The organism is Limnohabitans curvus, from assembly GCF_003063475.1.
GTDB lineage: Bacteria > Pseudomonadota > Gammaproteobacteria > Burkholderiales > Burkholderiaceae_C > Limnohabitans > Limnohabitans curvus.
In genome coordinates this window covers 2,310,472-2,324,142 of the sequence record NZ_NESP01000001.1, presented here as the reverse complement: position 1 = coordinate 2,324,142, position 13,671 = coordinate 2,310,472, and the positions used below count along the sequence as shown (strand labels likewise).

The 13,671-nt window shown below is 56.2% G+C and carries 19 protein-coding genes; 6 read left to right on the top strand and 13 right to left on the bottom strand.

From position 1 onward, the window contains the following. Window positions 1–27: 27 nt before the first annotated feature. From B9Z44_RS11670 to B9Z44_RS11635, 8 genes are all read right to left on the bottom strand, one after another. Window positions 28–921 (bottom strand): PA2778 family cysteine peptidase, encoded by an 894-nt coding sequence (locus B9Z44_RS11670; RefSeq protein WP_199220199.1) that lies wholly within the window; start codon window positions 919–921, stop codon window positions 28–30. A 34-nt stretch (window positions 922–955) separates the two neighbouring features. Continuing rightward, window positions 956–1,465: a hypothetical protein gene (locus tag B9Z44_RS15270; RefSeq protein WP_199220200.1), complete on the bottom strand. Its 510-nt coding sequence runs from the start codon at window positions 1,463–1,465 to the stop codon at window positions 956–958. A gap of 13 nt (window positions 1,466–1,478) precedes the next feature. Next, window positions 1,479–1,838, bottom strand: a complete 360-nt coding sequence (locus B9Z44_RS11660; RefSeq protein ID WP_108402503.1) for a PA2779 family protein — start codon at window positions 1,836–1,838, stop codon at window positions 1,479–1,481. A 30-nt stretch (window positions 1,839–1,868) separates the two neighbouring features. Then, window positions 1,869–3,077, bottom strand: a complete 1,209-nt coding sequence (locus B9Z44_RS11655) for a DUF5666 domain-containing protein (protein ID WP_108402502.1) — start codon at window positions 3,075–3,077, stop codon at window positions 1,869–1,871. Window positions 3,078–3,091: 14 nt separating this feature from the next. Then, window positions 3,092–3,946, bottom strand: coding sequence for a DUF6502 family protein (locus B9Z44_RS11650; protein WP_108402501.1), 855 nt, complete (start codon window positions 3,944–3,946; stop codon window positions 3,092–3,094). Window positions 3,947–4,128: 182 nt separating this feature from the next. Further along, entirely contained in the window at window positions 4,129–4,551 is a 423-nt protein-coding gene (locus tag B9Z44_RS11645) for a universal stress protein (protein ID WP_108359045.1), read from the bottom strand. A 43-nt stretch (window positions 4,552–4,594) separates the two neighbouring features. Next, window positions 4,595–5,233, bottom strand: coding sequence for a 3-oxoacid CoA-transferase subunit B (locus B9Z44_RS11640; RefSeq protein ID WP_108359046.1), 639 nt, complete (start codon window positions 5,231–5,233; stop codon window positions 4,595–4,597). Between the two features lie 13 nt (window positions 5,234–5,246). Beyond that, entirely contained in the window at window positions 5,247–5,951 is a 705-nt protein-coding gene (locus B9Z44_RS11635) for a CoA transferase subunit A (RefSeq protein WP_108359047.1), read from the bottom strand. Window positions 5,952–6,035: 84 nt separating this feature from the next. On the opposite strand from B9Z44_RS11635, the gene B9Z44_RS11630 reads away from it, so the two are divergent. Next, on the top strand, window positions 6,036–6,587 hold the full coding sequence (locus tag B9Z44_RS11630; protein ID WP_108402500.1) for a PAS and helix-turn-helix domain-containing protein: 552 nt from the start codon (window positions 6,036–6,038) through the stop codon (window positions 6,585–6,587). A 16-nt stretch (window positions 6,588–6,603) separates the two neighbouring features. Here the strand turns inward: B9Z44_RS11630 and B9Z44_RS11625 are convergent, their stop codons facing one another. Next, window positions 6,604–7,002: a carboxymuconolactone decarboxylase family protein gene (locus B9Z44_RS11625; RefSeq protein ID WP_108359049.1), complete on the bottom strand. Its 399-nt coding sequence runs from the start codon at window positions 7,000–7,002 to the stop codon at window positions 6,604–6,606. A gap of 70 nt (window positions 7,003–7,072) precedes the next feature. Between B9Z44_RS11625 and B9Z44_RS11620 the strand changes: the two genes are divergently transcribed. Beyond that, window positions 7,073–7,657 carry a peroxidase-related enzyme gene (locus B9Z44_RS11620; RefSeq protein ID WP_108359050.1) on the top strand — a complete coding sequence of 195 codons (585 nt, stop codon included), beginning with the start codon at window positions 7,073–7,075 and terminating at the stop codon, window positions 7,655–7,657. Further along, entirely contained in the window at window positions 7,658–7,921 is a 264-nt protein-coding gene (locus tag B9Z44_RS11615) for a YkgJ family cysteine cluster protein (protein ID WP_108359051.1), read from the top strand. It begins immediately after the preceding gene. 6 nt (window positions 7,922–7,927) lie between these two features. Here B9Z44_RS11615 and B9Z44_RS11610 read toward each other — a convergent pair whose 3' ends face one another. Together B9Z44_RS11610 and B9Z44_RS11605 are read right to left on the bottom strand one after the other, a co-directional pair. Further along, complete coding sequence (locus B9Z44_RS11610; RefSeq protein WP_108359052.1) at window positions 7,928–8,350, bottom strand: acyl-CoA thioesterase; 423 nt, start codon at window positions 8,348–8,350, stop codon at window positions 7,928–7,930. Then, on the bottom strand, window positions 8,347–9,129 hold the full coding sequence (locus tag B9Z44_RS11605) for an SDR family oxidoreductase (RefSeq protein WP_108359053.1): 783 nt from the start codon (window positions 9,127–9,129) through the stop codon (window positions 8,347–8,349). Before B9Z44_RS11605 ends, B9Z44_RS11610 begins: the two co-directional genes overlap by 4 nt. Window positions 9,130–9,228: 99 nt before the next feature. On the opposite strand from B9Z44_RS11605, the gene B9Z44_RS11600 reads away from it, so the two are divergent. Together B9Z44_RS11600 and gcvH are read left to right on the top strand one after the other, a co-directional pair. Further along, window positions 9,229–10,914, top strand: coding sequence for an electron transfer flavoprotein-ubiquinone oxidoreductase (locus tag B9Z44_RS11600; protein WP_108402499.1), 1,686 nt, complete (start codon window positions 9,229–9,231; stop codon window positions 10,912–10,914). Between the two features lie 5 nt (window positions 10,915–10,919). Then, window positions 10,920–11,282 carry a glycine cleavage system protein GcvH gene (gene gcvH, locus B9Z44_RS11595; RefSeq protein WP_108402498.1) on the top strand — a complete coding sequence of 121 codons (363 nt, stop codon included), beginning with the start codon at window positions 10,920–10,922 and terminating at the stop codon, window positions 11,280–11,282. An 80-nt stretch (window positions 11,283–11,362) separates the two neighbouring features. Here the strand turns inward: gcvH and B9Z44_RS11590 are convergent, their stop codons facing one another. Then, window positions 11,363–11,797: an SRPBCC domain-containing protein gene (locus tag B9Z44_RS11590; RefSeq protein WP_108402497.1), complete on the bottom strand. Its 435-nt coding sequence runs from the start codon at window positions 11,795–11,797 to the stop codon at window positions 11,363–11,365. A 22-nt stretch (window positions 11,798–11,819) separates the two neighbouring features. Continuing rightward, the gene (locus B9Z44_RS11585; protein WP_108402496.1) at window positions 11,820–13,010 is read right to left on the bottom strand and encodes an aminotransferase-like domain-containing protein; all 1,191 of its coding nucleotides are present in this window, start codon (window positions 13,008–13,010) and stop codon (window positions 11,820–11,822) included. A 19-nt stretch (window positions 13,011–13,029) separates the two neighbouring features. Between B9Z44_RS11585 and nth the strand changes: the two genes are divergently transcribed. Beyond that, window positions 13,030–13,671, top strand: coding sequence for an endonuclease III (nth, locus tag B9Z44_RS11580; protein WP_108359058.1), 642 nt, complete (start codon window positions 13,030–13,032; stop codon window positions 13,669–13,671).

Sequence of the window (13,671 nt, the reverse complement as noted above, 5' to 3'; positions counted from 1 at the left end):
TCTCGGCTTAACTTTTAAACCCTCGCGTCAGGGGTTTTTGTCTATCGCCATTTGCGTGGCTTTGTAACGTTCAGCACGCGCGCCCCCCAAAGCCACAGCGTTGACAATGGCGGCCCTTGCTTGCGCCAGCTGACGTGTTTCATACAAAACCTGTGCCAGGTTGTTCCATGCATCTGGGGCGTTGGGGTGATCGACGGTGGCTTGCGCGTATTGCGCTTGTGCAGCTTGTAAATTGCCTTGTTTGTAGTGGCTATTGCCCAGCGCAAGCCGCGCCTCTAAGTTATCAGGCCACGCCTGAAGCGCAACTTGGTAAGCCCGCACAGCTTGGCTGGGTGCCACTCGCTCAAGGGTGATCGCAGCTTCAACAAACTCAGCGGCAGAAGCTGTTGCAGGGAGTTGATCAGGGGGCAAAGCAACGAATGCCCAACGGTTGGCTTTGGCCCAACTTGACTCGAAATCAGCCATGGACATCAGCAAACGCTTTTCATCCCCCGAGCGCAGGACGACCGTGCCTGCCGTTTGGTCGTACCCCACCACGACAGCGTAATGCCACAGCGGCAACCAATCCCAACGTAGGTTTTGCAACACCACAACGGGATGACCTGCCGCGACTTCTTGCAACAAAGCCTGCGGCTCTGTCTTTAAAAGATAAGGCAAAACGCCTGCGCGCCGAGCACCGCCCAACATCTCCAATGGCAAGCTGCCTTGGCGCTGCGGCACATACACATCGGCCTCCAGCTGTTGCAACGTGCGCTCAATACCCGCATGGTGCAGCACTGTGGCCAAAGCGGCTGGGCCACATTGGTCTTGTGTTTGCGGATAAAACGCAACGTCTTGAAGCTCGACTTGCCTCGCAAGCTGGCTGCTGTGTGCAAAGCCATTCGACAGGGGCACCGAGGCGCAGCCGACAAGGCTCAACACAAGGGCTGCCGTGAGTCCACAGGCCCGAACTCGGTTAAAGCCCACCCAAATCCTCAATCGCATCGACCACCATGCTGGTGCCCACGGCAATCAGCAAGATGTCACTGGCAGCACGCACATATTTGTAGCCGGCTGGCGGTGTGCCCAAACGACGTTGTAATTCAAGTGGTACCGGATAAAGCACCACGTCTGCAGGCAGCGGCTGCCCCATGGCCCACTGCTTCGCTTGACCTGGCGGCAAGCAGCCGTTGCCCTTTTTTGCAAGCCCTGGAGGGCATTTGCCCTTACCAATTTGTTGCCCATACATATCTCGCACGGCTTGGTGGTGTCGCGGTTCGAAGTACGCACCTGGGTGCACTTCCCTTGACGCACGAGACTCCCGCATTTCACCCGAAGCGCGGTCATGCATCGGCTGCTCTTGCATGCGAGGGTGTTTGCGTTGCCCCGCATCATCTGGTCGATCTGCCCACGCAGCAGGCACCATCAACACAGCACACAAGGCGGGAATCACCCACGTGCGCTTGACCCTTTGAGAGCAATACATAAGACCCCCTTTTTTAAAGTGCAACCGCAACCAAAATTGCGATCAACAAAATAACGACCATGTCCATTTGACTCAAGGTGCCGCCAGCGGGCATGGCATCAATGCGTTCGGCTAAGGCGTGAACTTCTTGTTCGCTCAAAGCCGCCACACGGTCTTTGGCCAACAAGCCAGCCACACCCATGGCTTCGAGCTTTTCTTTCACGGTGGCGCGCTCTACAAAACTTTGCACTTTGGCTCGGTCTTGCTCCGTTTGGTTCTGTGTCGCGAGCTCTTGTGTGTCCACAATCTCTGCGCGCGCCACAGGCGAAAGAACCAGCATGGCAGCGGTCACTGTGGTGATGAATAAATGAGAAAAACCTGTTTTGCGGATCATGGTGTGTCCCTTCGTGGTGGATGAAAAAAATTAATCGTCTGCTCGGATTTCTGTCGCCAGCCACGCGCCCGATGAGCGGGTGGCTTTGATCTCGATACGTACGCCGTCGGCCATGACGACCCCTTGAATGCTGGTGGCGGTGTCGTATTTGAATGTGAGCCCGTGTAGCACAAACCTCTGTGCGGTAGCGTTCAGAGCGCTGACGGTTCCGTGGAATTCGAATTTGCGCGTTGCCACATCTGTGTTGCTTGGGGTTTCGACCTTGGTGGCCATCAAAACACCGTTGCTGATGCTGCCGTGAATTTCAACCCGGACACCCAATGCCACAGTGCCGCCCGATATGCGTGCCGTGCTGGCATCTACCGGAATGCCATTGACAGTGAAGTTGGCAATCGACACGAAGGTCGAAACAAATCCATGAATTTCAGCATCACGGTCATCCTCTGCACTGAGTTGCGTCAGCGGTGACGTGAGCAAACGAATCTGGGTTGCACGCAGTGGTGTCGCGGCTGCCATCTTGACGCGAACAAACACACCATCAGACCAAGTGGTCGGAATCAATGTGCTGTTATCCCAACTGATTTGATTCGAAAATTGTGTGCCAGCCCCCAGTTTGAAGGTGCGATTACCAGCATCAAAACTGTTGACCACGCCACTGAGCTTGTAATGCGTGGGCGCCGTGGTGGACACTTCCACACGGCTAGCTTGAAGACGCCCCGTGGTTTGATCGACATACCCATGAACCTCAACAAAGTGCAAAGAGGTCAGGCCTGTCAGCTGCGTGGCAGCACCTTCAAACACCGTGGTGGCCAAAACATCCACAGTCAACCCCAGCATGTCAAAGCTGGTGGTCCCAACGCTAGACACAGGTCCTTCCCATTCGCTGCCACAGCTGATGCGGTAGGCGGTGGCTGTAGCAATGCCGGTTGTTGTGGCGGCTGCGGTCACGGGTGAGCCTTCGATGGACACCACCATGCCCACTTTCAACGTATCTCCAAACGCAGAACCATCGTCGCGTGAAATCAAGCTGGCGCTGTCATCGTTGTATCGAATACCGTTAACGATGATGGAACCCAGCCCTGAAATCGTGCCACTGGTGAATGAGCCCGTGCCGCCGCTGGATAAGCCAGCAACATCAGAGCCCCCGCCACCGCAACCTGTCAATTGCGCAACGGAACCGACCATACCCAAAAGAATGGTGCGACGTGTGAGTGTGGCGTTGGGTTGAATTGATCGCATTTGGAACGCTCCGTTCATTTGGATAAATCTGCAGAAGTTTCTGGCGATGGCATCGCCTGGGATAGGGCGTACAGACCAATCCGCACGGCTTGGTCTTGTGGTCGGTTGGCGGCTTTGTCTGCATCCATCAGAGCTTGCAACTCAGGCCCCAGCGTGGTGATCAAGTGACGCCATTGCGCGCTGATCAAGGTCTTGGCTTGGGTGAGTGATTCAGCTGAGAGCTCATCAGCAAAGAGGGCTTGCTCGAAATGCTGGTGACCATCGCCTAAAACGTTGGTCACTGCAGCTTCCAAGTGATCGCCCACGTTGACCCCCAAAAAACCAACCATTTGCGACCAGTCGTTATTGTGTACAAAAATATCTTCCAGCAATTCAATGGTGTCTGTGGTTTTGCGATGCGTCACCAAATTGAGCCGAATCATCTCGGCCAGTAGCGAACGCGCATGCACGTCTTTGGTGACGGTGGCAGCCAAAGCTTCAAAGCTAGGGGCTGGCCCTTGCCGTGGAATTGGGATGGGGTTTTTGGCTTTGTCCACATAGCCGGTCTGCGATGTCCAGTAAGTCAGCAAATCGGTCGCAGCAGATCGAGTGACTGGTAATTCAGGGGTGGGCGTTTGCTGAATGCGCCCCACCTCTCGCCGCGTGAGCCCTGTCATGGTGCTAATACGGCTGGTCAAGCGCTCAGGGTTGTCGCCCTGACACGCTTGCTTGGCAGCGTCCACATAAGCATGTCGCACCAGCTCTTCAATCGCCTGAATGGGCACACCCTTCGCCAAACCCAGTTTGGCAAACGGCTTTAACAAGTGCCCCATGGCGGCAAGGAGGGCTTGCTGCTCTGTGTACAAGGCGTCGGGTGTGATCTTGTTCATGTATGTAACTTGGCTAGTGGCGATGAGTATAAATCAATAAATGTGCTAATTGCACATTTATTTAGAAGTCAAGCAAATTTGTCGGATTTTGAAAGAGAACGCACACCCGAAGGGGGAATAAAAAAAGCCGCTCTGAGAGCGGCTTTTTGAGGTTGGTGCCTCGGGGCACCTGATTCGGGCGATTACTTGACCAACAGCACAGGCTTCTTACAAGTGGCCATGACGCGTTGCGCCACAGAACCCACCAGCATGTCAACCAAGCCACTGCGGCCTTTCGAGCCCATGACCACCATGTCAAATTTTTTGTCTGCGGCGTTAGAAATCACGTCTGCCACATGGCCTGTTTGAATAATGCTGTCGTGCTTCACGCCAGCTTTCACCAACACAGCCAAAGCGGCCTTGAGCTCTTTGTCGCTCAATTCGCGCAGGTAATCGGCAATGCCATCTTTACCGACGAACTGCTGCGCGTGGCGCAAGCCTTGGTCGTCATGCACGTTGATCAAGGTGATGCGATCTTGCGTGCGGAAATTGGAGGCCAACTTCACGGCGTACTTGACCGCATTCAAAGAAGATTTAGAACCGTCAACTGCAACCAAAATTTTCATGGTGTTTCCTCTTGTGATGAATGGCTTAAGTTTAACGCGCCACTCAAAGCAAAGTCACGCCCGTCTTGCTTTGCAAGAACTCACGGGTCACGCCGGGAGCCAGTTCAATCACTTTGAGGCCTTCGGGCACCACGTCCATCACGGCAAGGTCGGTGATGATGCGGTCCACCACGCCCACACCTGTCAAAGGCAAGGTGCAGTCTTTCAGAATTTTCAAATCTTCGGTGCCGTCTTTTTTCTTGGCGACGTGCTCCATCAAGATGATCACGCGCTTGACACCCGCCACCAAATCCATCGCACCGCCCATGCCTTTGATCATCTTGCCGGGGATCATCCAGTTGGCCAGATCGCCCTTCTCGCTCACCTGCATGGCGCCCAAGATCGACAGGTTGATCTTGCCACCGCGGATCATGGCGAACGATTGGTCGCTGCCAAAAATCGCCGAGCCTTTGATGGTGGTCACGGTTTGCTTGCCTGCGTTGATGAGGTCGGCATCGACTTCGTCTTCGTAGGGAAATGGGCCAATGCCCAACATGCCGTTTTCACTTTGCAACCAAACCTCCACATGGTCTGGCACGTGGTTGGCCACCAGCGTGGGGATGCCGATGCCGAGGTTCACATAAAAACCGTCTTGCAGTTCGCTTGCCGCACGTGCGGCCATTTCGTCTTGAGTCCAAGCCATGGTGTTTTGTCCTTTAGATTTTGCGGTCGCGGGTGGTGCGCTTTTCAATGCGCTTCTCGGGCGTGGGGTTGAGCACGATGCGGTGCACGTAAATACCAGGCAAATGGATGTCGTCAGGGGCCAGTTCGCCCGTGGCCACAATGCGCTCCACCTCGACCACGCAAATCTTGCCAGCGGTGGCAGCGGCTGGATTGAAGTTGCGAGCCGTCATGTTGAAGCGCAGGTTGCCTGAGCGGTCAGCCACGTCGGCTTTGATGAATGAAATTTCAGGGACCAGCGAGCGTTCCATCACATAGGTTTCGCCATCGAAATCACGTAACTCTTTGCCCTCGGCCACCAAGGTGCCCACACCTGTTTTGGTGAAAAAGGCGGGGATGCCAGCACCACCAGCGCGCAGCTTTTCAGCCAGCGTGCCTTGCGGCGTGAATTCCAACTCCAACTCGCCTGAGAGGTATTGGCGCTCGAACTCTTTGTTCTCGCCCACATAGCTAGAAATCATTTTTTTGATTTGACGGGTTTCGAGCAACTTGCCCAAACCAAAACCGTCGACGCCAGCGTTGTTAGAAATGACGGTCAAGTCCTTCACGCCGCTGTCGCGCAAAGCGTCAATCAGGGCTTCAGGAATGCCACACAAGCCAAAACCACCCACAGCCATCAGTTGGCCGTCGGCCACGATGTCTTTGATCGCTTCAGCAGCAGAAGGAAAAACTTTGTTCAAGGGATGCTCCAAAAAGTGCAACAGAGTGACGTTACGATACTACGTAACAGACTACGTAGTTCTCCGTAAGCACAGACCCCTGACATGATTGATTACCGCCAAGCCTTTGACCTCGCCCCTGTGGGGCTGGTGCTGTCGCGCAACCGCACGATGGTGGATTGCAACCAACACGTGTGCGACATGTTTGGCACAACGCGCGAACAACTGATTGGCCAATCGTTTCAGGTGCTCTACCCCAGCGCGGATGAGTACGAACGCACGGGCGCGCGCATCAAACTCAGCCTCAACACCAAAGGCCTGTATGCCGACGACCGCCTGATGAAACGCATCGATGGCCGCATGAAAGGCGAGCCGTTTTGGTGCCACGTGACAGGCCGCGCCTTGAACCTTGATTCACCGCACGAAGCAGGCATTTGGAGTTTTGAAGACCTCAGCGCCACACGCCCTGTGCGTGCCGAGCTGACAGCGCGTGAACGTGAGGTGGCTGCATTTTTGATGGAGGGCATGACCTCCAAAGAAATCGGCAAAGCACTGGGCATCAGCCACCGCACGGTCGAAATTTACCGCGCCAAGCTGATGCGCAAATACAAAGCCTCAACCACGGCCGACTTGGTACACAAGCTGGTGGTGGGCTAAAGCCTCAGGCCCTCACTCAGGCGTTGGGTGCGTCCACCACCTCAGCCGCTGCACGAAAGCCTTCCACAGCGGTGGGCACGCCGCAGTAAATGGCGGCGTGCAACAGCACTTCTTGCAGCTCCTCTTTGGTCGCACCGTTGTTCAACGCACCGCGCACATGGCCTTTGAGCTCATGCGTTTTGCCCAATGCGGTCAGCATGGCCACCGTGATGAGACTGCGGGTTTTCAAGTCCAAGACGTCGCGTTGCCATGCGTCGCCCCACGCGGCACGCGTGATGTGGTGCTGCATGGGCAAGGTGAAGTCGCTCGCACCGGCAAAGGCTTTGTCCACAAAGGGTTGCCCCATCACTTGGGTGCGTTTGGCCAAGCCTTTTTCAAAAGCAGCGTCTGTGGGGTGGGTGTGTTTGTCTGTCATGTGGGTTCCTCAGATTCGAATTCACGCCAAGGATAATCGCGCAAACGAACAAAAATTTGGAGACCCACGCATGAGCCGCTACCCCCACCCCGAGCTGAAGGACCTGCCCGAAGACATTCGGGCCAAGATTTTGGAAGTGCAAGAAAAAGCTGGTTTTGTACCCAATGTATTTTTGGGCTTAGCCCGCCGCCCCGCAGAATGGCGCGCCTTTTTTGCGTACCACGATGCCTTGATGGTGCCGGAGTCTGTGGGGCGCGACAGCAACCTCACCAAAGGTGACCGCGAAATGATCGTCACCACCACCAGCGCAGCCAACAACTGCTTGTATTGCGTGGTGGCACACGGCGCCATTTTGCGCATTTACGAAAAGAAACCTTTGGTAGCCGATCAAGTGGCCGTGAACTACCGCAAAGCCGACATCACGCCACGTCAACGTGCCATGCTCGATTTCGCCATGAAGGTGTGCCAACACAGTGACTTACTTGATGAAACAGACTTTGCAACGCTGCACGTCCACGGGTTCAACGACGAAGACATTTGGGACATCGCCGCCATCACCGCCTTCTTTGGCTTGAGCAACCGGATGGCGAGTTTCAGCGGCATGATGCCCAACCCCGAGTTTTACGTGCTGGGCCGCGTGCCCAAACAAAAATAAATGCAATGTCGCAACGGCTGCGGCGCGTGCTGCATTGCGCCCTCCATCACCAGCGCCTTGCCCGGCATGCCGCATGGCAAACCTGCAGGTGTGCCATGCGCGCAACTGCTGCCCGACATGCGCTGCGCCGTGTTTGGCAAACCCGAGCGACCCGCATTTTGTGGCGGCTTGCAGCCCTCGCCTGACATGTGCGGTGCCAACCGCGAAGCCGCCTTGCTGTGGCTCACGCAATTGGATGCAGCCACCGCACCCGCGACGCATTGAGACGTTTTAAGGCGTGACCATCTCACGTACCCAATCGGGCAAGTCCACCGCTTTTTGTTGAGGAAAATCCACCCAAATGGTGGTCGCACCGCCTGCGGCATAAATGACGCCAGGGTTGGCGGCTTGCTCGATCGTGGCCCACGTTTCAAAGGTGGTGCGACCGGGATCGCTGGTGTACATCTTCACCAGCACATCGCCCGGGTATTCGAGCTGTTTGTAAAAATTGCAAAACGCATTCACGATCACGGGACCTTCGCCCTCGGGCTTGGGCTCGGCGTTGAACTGGCGCAACCAATCCACACGTGCAATTTCTAGGTAACGAAAGTAAATCGTGTTGTTGATGTGGCCCATCGCATCCATGTCGCCCCAGCGCATGGGAATGGTGCATTCATACACCAGCTTTTTGTTTTCAGGAATTTCGTATCTCATAGTGCAAACCCGTCGTCAGCCGAAATGATGGCCCCGTTGATGAAAGAACTCTCAGCGCTCGCCAGCAGCACCAGCAAAGCATCTAAATCGTGTGGATGACCCACACGTTTGCGCGGCAACATGCTCACCAACTTTTGGCCTTGCTCAGTGGTCCAAATGTGTTCATTCATTTCGGTGCTGATGTAGCCAGGGCAAATCGCGTTCACGTTGATGCCAAAGCGCCCCCATTCCAAGGCCAAGGCCTTGGTCATTTGAATCACCGCTGCTTTGCTCATGGCGTAAGGCGCCACCTGCGGCAGAACCTTCAAGCCCAACACGGAAGCAATGTTAATAATGCGCCCGCCTGTGTAGGTGCCGGGCGCCGCGCCCTTGGCACGGGCCAACATGCGCTTGCCCACTTCTTGGGCCACAAAGAACGAGCCTTTCACATTGGTGTTGAAGGTGAAATCAAACTCTTCCTCAGTCACGTCTTGCACACGCTGTGTGGTGCTGACGCCCGAGTTGTTCACCAAGATGTCGATGCTGCCCACCTCGGTCTCTACATGGGCCACGGCAGATTTGATGCTGCCTAGGGTGGTCACATCCAAGCTCACCACATGGGCGTCGCCGCCTTCGGCTTGCAACTCGGCGCGCAGCTCTTTGAGTTTTTCCACGCGACGGCTGGCCAGCACCACAGCAGCACCCGCACGTGACAAGGTGCGGGCAAATTGCGCCCCCAAACCACTGGATGCACCGGTGACCAAGGCCACGCGGCCCGACAAATCCATGCTGTATGCCATGTACGCCTCCTGAATGTTGAGTTATTTCATTATGACAAGTGCGTTGTTGACAGGCCCTAAAATCTGTCTCACCTCTGACAACAGACTGAGACAAAAGAAATGACACAAGAAGACATCCTCGCCCAGTTCGGCCCACGTGAAGCCATGGAATACGACGTGGTCGTGGTTGGTGGCGGCCCCGGTGGTTTGGCCACAGCCATCCGCATCAAACAACTCGCCGCTGAAAATGGCAACGATGTTTCCGTTGTGGTGCTGGAAAAAGGCTCAGAGCCTGGCGCACACATTTTGTCGGGCGCGGTGATGGACCCCAAGGCCATGACCGAGCTCATCCCCAACTGGAAAGAACTCGGCTGCCCACTGAACCAAGAAGTCACGGGCGACGACTTGCTGACGCTTACCGAAACTGGCGCGAGCCGCGTGCCCAGCTGGTTAATGCCCCGCAACTTCCACAACGACGGTTGCTACGTGGTGTCACTCAGCAACGTGGTCAAGTGGATGGCGGCGCACGCTGAGTCCATTGGCGTGGAAATCTTCCCGGGCTTCACGGCGGCTGAAGTTTTGTATGACGAGCAAGGTGCTGTCAAAGGCGTCGCCACCGGCAACCTCGGCATCAGCAAAGAGGGCGAGCCCACCGACAACTTCCAGCTCGGCATGGAGTTGCACGCCAAGTACACCATCTTCGCCGAAGGCGCACGTGGCCACTTGGGCAAACAAGTCATCGCCAAATACAACTTGACCGAAGGCCGCGACCCACAAAGCTATGCCATCGGCATCAAAGAACTGTGGGAAGTTGACCCATCCAAAGCCAAACCCGGCTTGGTGGTGCACACCTCGGGCTGGCCCATGCAAGACGACGCCTTTGGCGGCGGCTTTTTGTATCACCTCGAAGACAACAAAGTCACCCTCGGTTTTGTGCTCGGCCTTGACTACAAAAACCCTTGGCTCAGCCCCTTTGAAGAAATGCAACGCTGGAAAACACACCCAGCCATTGCCGCCCACCTCGAAGGCGCCAAGCGCATTGGCTACGGCGCACGCGCCATCAACAACGGCACACCACAAGCTTTGCCCAAGACCGTGTTCCCAGGCGGCGCATTGATTGGTTGCGATGCGGGTTACTTGAACGCCGCCCGTATCAAAGGCAGCCACGCCGCCATCAAGAGCGGCATGTTGGCTGCGGATGCAGCTTTCGAGGCCGTGTCTGCCGGACGCGCCAACGACGAGCTGAGCGCCTACCCCGCTGCGTTCGAAAAGAGCTGGCTGAGCAAAGAACTCAACCAGTACCGCAACTTCAAACTGTGGTTCAAAAAAGGCATGTTGGTCGGTACGTTGATGACCGGCATCGAGCAATGGCTGTTGCCCAAGCTCGGCATCGACACGCCTCCTTGGACGCTGCACGGCAACAAGCCCGACCATGTGAGCTTGGAACCTGCGGCACAACACGCCCAAATCAACTATCCCAAGCCAGACGGCAAGCTCACGTTTGACCGCTTGAGCAGCGTGTTCATCAGCAACACCAACCACGAAGAAAACCAACCCGCGCACTTGACGCTCAAAGACGCGTCCGTGCCGGTGAACATCAACCTCGCCAAATTCGCAGGCCCCGAAAGCCGCTATTGCCCTGCTGGTGTGTACGAGTTTGTGAAGAACGACGACAACACCGACCGCTTGCAAATCAACGCGCAAAACTGCGTGCATTGCAAAACTTGCGACATCAAAGACCCCACACAAAACATCGTATGGGTCACGCCTGAAGGCGGTGGCGGCCCCAACTACAGCGGCATGTAAAGACTATGAACAAATATCACGCAGAACACACTTGGGTGCGCATCGAAGGCGACACCGCGTTGGTGGGCATCACCCAACACGCACAAGACACCTTGGGCGACATCGTGTTTGTGGACTTCGCAGAAGTCGGCAAAACCTTCGCACAAGGCACCGTGGCTGGTGTGGTCGAGTCGGTCAAAGCCGCCGCCGACGTGCACATGCCCGCGAGTGTGGAAATTTTGGAAACCAATGAGGCCCTGCGCGCCGACCCCTCGCTGGCCAACAGCGATCCAGAGGGTGCAGGTTGGTTTTACAAGGTCAAGCTCAGCAACGCGGCTGAGTTAGATGGGTTGATGGATGCAGCGGCTTATCAGGCGATCACAGGTTAATTCATAGGCCCCGACAAACAAAAAGGCTGCTCATAGAGCAGCCTTTTTGTTATGTGCAATTTCAGAACCCGTGCATGAATTCAGGCAAAACGCTCAAGCGCTTGCATCAGCCGATCGAGGTTCTGCTCATTGGCTGGCTCCACAATGGCTTTAACAGCCTGCGCGATGTGCGCATCATCAAACACCTGCTGCCACTGCAAATGCGTCCCGTCTGCAACTTGGGTCAGTTGCACAGTGAGTGTGAAAAATGGTTGGCAATCGTGACGAATCACCACACGTGATGCGGGTTCAAGCTCGGTGAACACGCTTTGGTTGGCGTAGCGTGCGCCATCTGGCCCCACCATCACGAAGGTCCAGCGACCACCCACCTGCAATTCGAAGGTTTCAAACTCGTTGCTGAATCCGTCTGGCCCCCACCAAGTGGCCAGCACATCTGCCGAAGCAAATGCGTTGTACACCGCTTTCGGTGAGAACAGCAGTGTGCGCTCCGTGTGAAACATTGTGTCGTGATGCATCTGACAACCTGACCCAGAAAATTTACAGCGCTTGCCCCAAGCGGGCAATGCCTTCTTTGATCTTCTCCACATCCGCCGTGGCAAAGCTCAAACGAATCGCGGTCGTGTCAGGGTTGTTGGCAAAGAACGGAGCGCCCGGTACAAAGGCTACGCCTTTTTCAATCGCGCGTTTGGCCAACTCAGCACCATCATTTAGCTTGCCGCCTACACCGGTGAGGTTGGCCCAGAAAAACAAGCCGCCTTTTGGTTGCGTGAAGGTCAAGGCATCGCCCAGTTCACGCTTCAAGGCGTCGCCCATGGCTTGGGCGCGCTCGGCGTAGACGCTGCGCACATGCGCCAAGGTGGCAGGCATGCGGCCCGCTTTGAGGTAGTGCGCGGCAGTGGCTTGCGCGAAGGTGGAGGTGTGGGCATCGCTGAACTGCTTGCACATGGTGGCGCGCGCCAAGAGCTCGGGTGGCGCAATCATCCAGCCCACGCGCAGGCCGGGCGACAGCACTTTGCTGAGCGAACCGCAATGAATCAGCCACTCGCGGCTGCCCGGCACTTGGTCGCTCAGAGCGAGCAAGGAAGGGGGTGGCGCTTCGCCAAAGTACAGGTCACCGTAGGGGTCGTCTTCCACCACCACGGTTTTGTATTTCACCGCCAGCTCCAACACACGCAAGCGGCGCTCAAGGCTCAGCGTGGCACCGCTGGGGTTGCCAAAGGTGGGAATGAGGTACACGAGCTTGGGCTTGTGTTGCACGATCATTTCTTCGAGCTTGTCCACTTGCACACCGTGCGCGTCGATGGGCACGCCCACCACTTGCGGGCCATACAAACGGAAGCACTGGATGGTGGCCAAAAACGTGGGGCCTTCGACCAAGGCCACGTCGTTGGGGTTGAGCAAGGTTTTGGCAATCAGGTCCAGCGCTTGCTGGCTACCGGTGGTGACGATCAATCCATCGGCAGACAAACCCTTCACGCCCTTGCTGGCCATGAAGGCCGCGAGTTGTTCGCGCAAGGGTTGGTAGCCTTCGGTGGCGCCGTATTGCAAGGCCGCACCTGGCTCTTGGGTCAAAGCCAAATTACTGGCTTCGCGAATGCCCTCCACATCAAACATGGCGCTGTCGGGAAAGCCGCCCGCAAAGCTGATGATGCCGGGCTTGCCCAGCAGTTTGAACAGTTCACGAATGGCGGAGGTTTCAACGTTGTTGAGGCGGTCGGCGTATTGCATGGTGGGGAATAATGGTCGTATGAAAACACAGCACATTGAGCCTTTTTTTGCGACGCTGAAAGCAGCCAATCCGCAGCCCAATACCGAGTTGGAATATACCAGCGTGTTCGAGTTACTCAGCGCTGTGTTGCTCAGCGCACAAGCCACCGACGTGGGGGTGAACAAGGCCACGCGCAAGCTGTTTGCGGTGGCCAACACACCGCAGCAAATTTTGGATTTGGGCCTCGATGGCCTAGAGCACTACATCAAGACGATTGGCCTGTACCACAGCAAAGCCAAACATCTGATGCAGACCTGCCGCATCTTGGTAGAACAACACCAAGGCTTCGTACCGCGCACACGCGAAGCGCTCGAAGCCCTGCCTGGCGTGGGTCGAAAAACGGCCAACGTGGTGCTGAACGTGGCATTTGGCGAACCCACCATGGCGGTGGACACGCACATTTTTCGCGTAGGCAACCGCACGGGCTTAGCGCCTGGCAAAACGACGCTGGCGGTGGAAATGCAACTGATGAAGCGCATCCCGCCACAGTACTTGGTCGATGCACACCACTGGCTCATCTTGCATGGGCGCTATGTGTGCCAAGCGCGCAAGCCGCTGTGCTGGCAGTGTGGTGTGTCTGAGTTTTGCAGCTTCAAGCCTAAAACACAAAAGGCCACCTGA